4 protein-coding genes are annotated in these 8,069 nt (G+C 48.9%); all 4 read left to right on the plus strand.

Going from position 1 to position 8,069, the window contains the following annotated elements:
• Window positions 1-1,003: hypothetical protein (locus tag NTH01S_RS11925; RefSeq protein WP_169802076.1), on the plus strand; the 1,003-nt coding region annotated here is incomplete at its 5' end.
• A 14-nt stretch (window positions 1,004-1,017) separates the two neighbouring features.
• Window positions 1,018-3,033: a discoidin domain-containing protein gene (locus tag NTH01S_RS10885; protein WP_068173631.1), complete on the plus strand. Its 2,016-nt coding sequence runs from the start codon at window positions 1,018-1,020 to the stop codon at window positions 3,031-3,033.
• A 1,261-nt stretch (window positions 3,034-4,294) separates the two neighbouring features.
• Entirely contained in the window at window positions 4,295-5,542 is a 1,248-nt protein-coding gene (locus NTH01S_RS10890) for an SfnB family sulfur acquisition oxidoreductase (RefSeq protein WP_068173633.1), read from the plus strand.
• A 49-nt stretch (window positions 5,543-5,591) separates the two neighbouring features.
• The gene (locus NTH01S_RS10895) at window positions 5,592-7,859 is read left to right on the plus strand and encodes a TonB-dependent receptor family protein (protein ID WP_068173635.1); all 2,268 of its coding nucleotides are present in this window, start codon (window positions 5,592-5,594) and stop codon (window positions 7,857-7,859) included.
• Window positions 7,860-8,069: the final 210 nt, after the last annotated feature.

Raw genomic sequence — 8,069 nt, forward strand, 5'->3', positions numbered from 1 at the left:
CCTTTTCGCACACAGACAAGACTGGGATCAGATTTATACACGTAAAAGCCTCATTGAAGGGCTGAAAGACTTTATTTCTTTCGAACATTATATGGCTATCGAGGAAGTTCTTCCAACATCCATTTTTGATCAATTTGGAACCGGACAATACACACATATTTGTCGTGTTCTCTGGTCAGGAACACGCCAAACAACGGTATCAGATCTATTAGAAATGGTCCCAGCTATGCCGGATCATTTATGTGCACTGAAATGGTTTGACCGCTCCAGCATTGCCCAGTCCACCATTGCCGTGACAACGCCTTGGGGGCGTAGCCTTCTGGAAATGGGGCAAGGCAAGAATCGTAATATCGAGCAGTTCCAGAAAGTAACCCTCGCCAAAAACCTCCTTGCAAAAGCATACGACGCTGAGCGTTTCGGCCCACTGACAAACCGTTGGTGGCCAACCGATGCACACGGGAAAAAAGGCTTCAACTGGTCCGTTAGGGACCTGATATGCAGCCGGCAGCATATTGAATTGGATATCCCTGATCGATCCATTTCACGAGTAGCTCCCGCATATCTATTCATGGAAGCGACAAATCAGCGTATCTCCATTGCCTTAAATATCCGGGAAACTGCCGATGGGGAAACCATTTTACGCCTCTCCTGCAGCGCGTTAACAGAAGATGGCGCACCTGTTTCAGGAATACATCTCCAAGGCTACCTCTATCTTTCCGCCCTCCAGGGAGACACCGTCTTCTGCCTCTCCCTCCCGCGTGGGAAATGTGTCCCACATGATGCACTGTCTCGCACCGTTTTCCACGATGAACATGGCTACACGATCAATTACGCCGACCGTGTCGAACATCTTGATGATATTGAAAAACGTTATTTTGTGCGCAAAGCGCGCGGAGCAGAGGGGCAAGTCTGGATCGGTCTTCCTGTCCACTGCAACGCCACCGTAGAAGTTGGCCTCTCAGTCGGCCCAGATTATCACACAAACCGCAGCCCATTCGTCTGAGAGTTAGCCCTGATATGATTGACCTTGCACTCGGCAAACCAGCCACCCAAAGCTCTAAGCACCCAGAGATCCTGCTTCCTCTGACGGTTGATGCTGCTCACGCAAATTGCCCAGACAGCCCTGATGCTCATTTTCAAACCAATGCAGAGTGGTTTCCTTGGTGGCAGGTCGATCTCGAAGAGCGATGCGTTATTTCAGAAGTCGTGCTGTATAATACAGCTTTTTGGCCAGAACGGGCCCGTATGTTTTCAATCCTACTCTCACAGGATAGTCACACTTGGGAAGAAGTCTTTTCAAAAACTGATCATAGCGTTTTTGGTGACAATGACGACACGGCTTACAAAGTCACATTTCCAAAGCCCGTAACCGGGCGCTTCGTAAGAGTTAGACTGGATAATTGGGACCATCTGCATTTAAAAAGTGTCCGCATTCATGGGGAGCCATCTCGAGAAGCTCTGCCCACACCTACACAAGAAACGCGTATATCTTCCCCCGAAGGAGTCGCTGTATTCGCAACAAACTACAATGAAGAAGATACATTTCTTCCCGTTTATATTAATAATTTTCTAAATTTTACTCCTGAAAATTGTCATATATTTATTAATTTCCCAAAATCACGTAAGATACCAACAGATATTTTGACACCAAACCCGCGTGTCCACGTTTTTAATGGTGTCATTGAACGCAAAAAATGGGGTGGGACCCTCTTGCTGGGCCATATGGAATCTTATGGTGAAGCACTACGCACACTGGGAAAGATTGATTATTTCTGTACCTGTGCGTCAAATGGGCTATTTATACGCCTTTTCGATTTTGCAGCAGCTGTAAAACGTCTAGAGTTGAAAGACGATGCACCAGTAGGTATGGCCCGGCCGTATCTAATTGATGCAGACCTTAAGACGTTATCGACAGAAGGCGATGATATGTGGGTCTGGAATAATTTAAAAAACTCACGGGCTCTTGAGGATTACGTAGAGGCAGAATTCGGTATTACTAAATTTTCTCTAAATCAAATTGAAGGTTTATTTGCTGAAACATCTGAATGGAATCATATTTATTTTCGAATAAACGAAATTACCAAATGCAATGAGTGCTTAGGAACACCCGTCTTCGAAACTCCAGCATTAGAAGAGTTTTTTCCGGTAACTTTCTTTCGGCATTTTGGGAAGGGGCGTTTTACCAATATCTGCCATATGCTTTGGGTACCAATGAGAGAGGTAACCTTCCCAGATCTTCTCGAGTTAGTGAAGAAACTTCCCGTTCATATGTGCCAAGTCAAGTGGTTTAGTCGAGATCTTGCTTCGACACCAACTGCTGCACTTTCGCACACCTGGAGCCGCGCTCTTCTGGAAAAACTCTCCCGTGACGAGACACCACAGACTTATCATGATCGGTTTCTGGACCGTATTTTGATTCAAAGCTTTTCAGATGCTGTTCGTAAAAATGAGGTTTATACGCCTTTAACGCGCCTCTGGCGCTCCGATGCACGATGGGGGCGCATTCAGTGGATTTATTCTTCTCTGCTGCCACAAGGCGAGAAAACAAGAGTATCTCCTGCGTTTCCGGGCACCCCTACACATGAAAACGGCACCTCATCTGCATGGATCTTGCCTGCAGACCCCATGCAGGACGGCTTGCAATATGAAGCGATCATCTCTGAAGAGCCTTCTGCTACAACCCTTGATCTTCAGGTAAGCGGAGAACACGAAGCATTCGGACGACACGAATGGGGAAATACACGAGCTATTTTGTTTCTTTCTCCCTTGGCTGGCGAAAAAGCACAAGTGTTCCGCCTCTCATTGCGCCGCCCCTTTGAATATGTCCATGAACAGCTCATGCACAATGTCCGGCGATCGGATGGTCAGTCTAACTTAGTATGGCCACTCATTATGCACGAAGATCAAGGCGATATGCGCCACTTTTATTTTCTCCGCCCCAAAGAGCATAAAGGCGAGATTTGGATTGGCATCCCAGCGTTCTTGAGAACATCCATTGTATTAGAATTAGCATTTGGCATCGAAGGATACTGAAAAAAGCCTTGTCTGCATTATAAACGTATCATGGTTTTATAACCGCCCTTTGTCCCAGGTGCGCGCCTCAGCCTCTGCTGATGTGATATTGCTGATGGACGAGAAAATACGGCGAGTATCGAACCAATAGATCCATTGGAGGGTTGCACGTTCAACGTCGTGTTTCCCTCTCCACGGCCTTGCCGATAAATCAGCTCGATATTTTGTAGAGGCCAGTAAGGGTTTCCGCGAGAGCACCTCCGAACACTACCCACGGAGATGACAAGCCCTGCTTCAGCCAGCCTCGGTGTAGCGCGTAGACTGAGATTCTGACTGGCCGTGATCGGAGGAATAGGGGACTAAACCCATAGGGTTTCGCATAACCAAAGCCTGTTCCAAAGCGTCGAGAACAAAGGCTGTTTCAGCCACTCGTCGCGACCCGCTATCCAATGATCACACAGGCGGAGACATTCATGATAAAGACGACGTAAACAAAACCTTGCCGTATGAAAACATAGGTAAAATCTTATTCGCTTGGCGCAATTCCCGGTTCTCACGCTCCAACAGGTAGATCTGCCCGTGCTCAGAAACCAATGTCCGATCAGGCCCCTATACCTGTTCGTAAACTCACGTCCACTTAATGAGCGCATCCGGGTGAATATCTGATTTTAAGGCGATCAAACACACCGTACTATATGGTTCATTGCCCCCCCCAGAACCATACGCACCGCGCGCTCACGAAATTCAGACGAACAATGCTTCGTGATCGTACTTATAAAGCAACACCACCTCTGCGCATTTTCCGTCTCTAGAAAACCTTGAATAGGGTGCATCTTGTGCCATTAAAAACCCATTGAGTAGCTACGTCCTGAACCCAATGTTTCATTAGGACCTATAATAATTTATTTTCAATAATACATTATTAAATAAAATCATACACTTAAAATAACTAAAAAATAAAGTTATTATATAAACAATAACATAACAATTGACCTATATATTATAAACTATAATATACATGTGTTTTTAATTTATACGATAAAAACGTGTAGATATATTCATCTCAAAAAGGGAGCCCTCACTCCCCAGTCACACAGGTTATCATGATGCACACATCCCCCCTTAGTCATGCATCCACCTTTCTTCCAAACCGCGCCCCTCATACACGGCGCCGCCTTGCAAAGATTTATAGCTGTTGTTGTCGGCTCACCTAAAATGCCGCGTATCAATAAAAAATACGCCCCCACTGAAATCTGCTCGCCATTATTAATGGAATACTTTCATGACCAATACTCTCCGCATCGGTGACGGCTCCTCTGTTCCTGCCCCCACTTGGCCACGCCAGCCCACATACATCATCCGCGATGATGAAGAAGCGCTGAACATCGCTCAGGACATTGCCCATAAAATTGCTCAAAATGTTCAAGAGCGTGAGCGCAATGACTTCTTTCCCCATGATGAGCTTAATCTCTATTCGGCATCCGGCCTGTGGGGCATTACAGTCCCGCGCGACTATGGTGGCGCGGATGTCTCCTACGTCACGGTCGGCCATGTCCTACGCTTAATTGCTGCCGCAGACTCCTCTCTCGCTCAACTCACGCAAAATCATCTAGCCACAGTCAGCGTTATCCGCTCCGTTGGGAATGAAGCACAAAAAGCTGAATTATTTGCCCTGATCCTCTCAGGAAAACGCTTCGGCAATGCCTTCTCCGAGCGTGGCACGCGCACCATTGCGGAACTCAAAACACACTTCCATCACGACGGATCCGATGTTGTCGTCAACGGAACGAAACATTACGCTTCCGGGGCGCTCGCTGCTGATCTCGTGCAAATTGTGACCCGAGACGAAGAAGGCCGAGGATGGCTGGCCATTGCAGAACGTAACGCCACAGGCCTAACCGTCATTAACGACTGGTCAAGCTTTGGGCAGCGCGGCACGGGCAGTGGACGAGTCATTCTTGAGAACGTACGCGTTCCCACCCAACGCCTCCTACCCGCATGGCAATCTTACGACCCAGACACGCCATTCCCTGATAGTGCTATCTCGCAATTTTTACAGGCGGCTATTGATGCTGGACTGGCTGAAGGCGCGCTTGCTGAGACAGAAAATTTTGTGCGAACACGCACACGCCCATGGATCGACGCGACCGAACCTCACGCCACAGATGACCCCTATACAATCCACAAAATTGGCAGCCTACATGTTCGCTTAAGCGCCGCACGCGCACTACTGGATGTTGCTGGGCTTAAAATCGATGACGCCGTCCGTGCGCCTTCCCCTGATAAGGTCGCCCACGCGCAAATTGCCGTCGCAAAAGCCAAAATACTCACAACGGAAATCGCCATCGAAACAGCCAATGCGCTGTTTGAACTTGGCGGAACCGCCTCAACCGACCGTGACCTTGGCCTTGACCGCTATTGGCGCAACGCACGCGCGCACACATTGCATGACCCCGTGCGCTGGAAATACGCAATCGTCGGCTCCTTCCATCTCAATCAGCGCCGGCCCCCGCTCCACCCGTGGAGCTAAAAGCCACCACCCAGCAGATACTGAATTATTGATTTAAGAGGAGATTTTTATGACCCCCGACCCTTTTCCGCGTTCACGGCGGCACCCGCGCGTCGCGGCAACACTAGCATTGCTCGCATCATCTGCCGCGCTTGACGCCCTGCATACCAGCCACGCCCAAGACCAACCCGAGGTCAGGCAAGCTCCACATCATGCGGCACATAACGCCACACATCGCTCATCCCATCATGCCGCACATATGGCGGCCTCTATAGAGGGTATGAACGGCATGTATATGGGCGGTGCCCGCGCATCCGATGCTGAAGAAATCAGCGTCACCGGCAAACATTTTTCTCCCATCCGCCGTGCGGCCGCCCGCCTGATCTCCATCCCTGGCGGCACAAGCGTCATCGATTCCAAAATGGTGCTCAAGCAACGCAATGCTACCACGGCCGATCTGCTAAAGTTTCAACCCGGCGTCTATGCAGAAGCCCCGTGCGGTGCCGATGATATTCGCCTCTCGATCCGTGGCTCCGGTCTACAAGTCGGTCTCAACGCAACCCGCGCCGGAATCCTGATGCTGTTTGATGATCTCCCCATGACAACCCCCATTGGCTCATTCAACGAATTGCTTGAACCACTAGGGCTTCAATATACGGAGATCCTACGCGGCGGAAACGGCTTTGATCTCGGCTCCCTGCAATTAGGCGGCGCCATCAATTTCCATAGCTTTACGGGATATGATGCTAAAACATACCAAGCCCGTCTTGAGGCTGGGAGCTTTGGTTACCTGAAAGAACAAGTGTCATCTGGTAAGGTCATCGGAAAGTCAGACTATTATATCAGTGTCACAAACTCTTACCGCTCAGGCTACCAGCAACAAACCAAGGCAACATCCTTCGGGATCAACTTCAATTATGGTTACCGTTTCAATGACAATGTCGATACACGCATCTTTTTCCGTTATCGACAAACATATGAAGGTAACCCGTATTATCTGACACGCGATCAAATCGCGCAAAACCCACGACAGGCACAATATCCATATTCCACATGGAATACGTACACGATCGAACCTGGCACGAAATATGTGGGCGATCGTACAACCATCCGAATTGATGAACACTCCAAACTCATCGTCGGGTTTAGTTACATTGATGCCCCTATGAATCACCAACTGGGCAATACGGCTTCAATCTACAATAATTTCTACGCAAACGGCGTCGTCAAATACACGCGCTCAGACAAAATCCTTGGTCACCATAGTGACACAACCATCGGCGTCTATACGACCCATGACCTCGGCGGAAATGATATTCTCAATAAGGTCCGTCGCACAGAAGCCTACCCTACCACCCCGCTGGGAACAGTCCTTACGAAGACCAAACTTGGCGGAAGCAGCACCGTATTCCATGTCAGTAACAACACCGAAATTTTCAAAAATTTCTGGCTCACAGAAGGCGGCGCCCTCAGCTATGATCCACGCTCTGGCTCTGTGATTTCTCCAATTCAAAACCATTTCAGCTCAAAACCGCTTTATTTCGCACCACGCGGCGGCTTCCGTTATCAGATCACGCCGGATATGCGCGTTTATGGCAATGTCACACGCAGTGTCCAAGCGGCCCAAGACTGGCAGTTTCTCTCCGGTGCACTCTTTCAAAGCGGAGCAGCCAAAGGTCTAACCCAAGGCTGGCAAAATCTTAAACCACAAACAGCTACAACCTTTGAGATCGGCACCGAAGGAACAATTGCAGGCCAACAATGGAGCCTCAGTTATTATCACTCTGCCGTGCGCAATGAATTGCTCTCTGTCGTCACACCGACATCTCAGCTCTTTAACAGCGCTGTCTTAAGCAATGCCTCCCCTACAACTCATCAAGGTGTTGAGATCGGGCTGCATGATACGCTGTATGAGAAGAACGGAAATATCATCTCGCTCTTACAGTCTTATACTTTTCAAGATCTGCGCTACAATCATGATCCCGTCTTCCACAACAACCGCCTCCCCGGTATTCCACCGCAGTTTTACCAAGGGGAATTGCACGGTGATTTCCGCAACGGCCTTTATATGATTGCCGATGCAGAGGTCGCCTCATCCACCATGGCCTCTTACGACAACCGCGCAAAAGCGGCTCCCTATCACATTTACAACTACACAATTGGCTATCTACGCCCGAACACAAGCCAGCGCGTTTATCTCGAATTCCATAACCTCGCGAACAAGCATTATGCCACCGGCGTTGTGCCTGTTTACTCTTCGGCAAACGGCCAAGCCGCAGCTCTTCTTCCCGGCGATGGTTTCGGTATTTTTGGTGGCATCGACGTCGGGTTCAACTGAACCGCAAATTCACCTCACTCTATTAAAAGGCATGACGACGGCTTATGTTGCAAAGTTTCAGACGCTGCCTGAAACCTTTATTAGATTTGAGGTGGAGCGATTAATATGAGTGATGTCAGGGGCGTCACTCTCATGATGCGATGATCTTTTCGGCGATTCGTCAGTATTGCCATCAGGAGATCAGCTACCGTGAATTGCCGCCCCTAGGCT

It is taken from the genome of Neokomagataea thailandica NBRC 106555 (genome assembly GCF_001598495.1).
In the GTDB taxonomy this organism is placed as follows: domain Bacteria; phylum Pseudomonadota; class Alphaproteobacteria; order Acetobacterales; family Acetobacteraceae; genus Gluconobacter; species Gluconobacter thailandicus_A.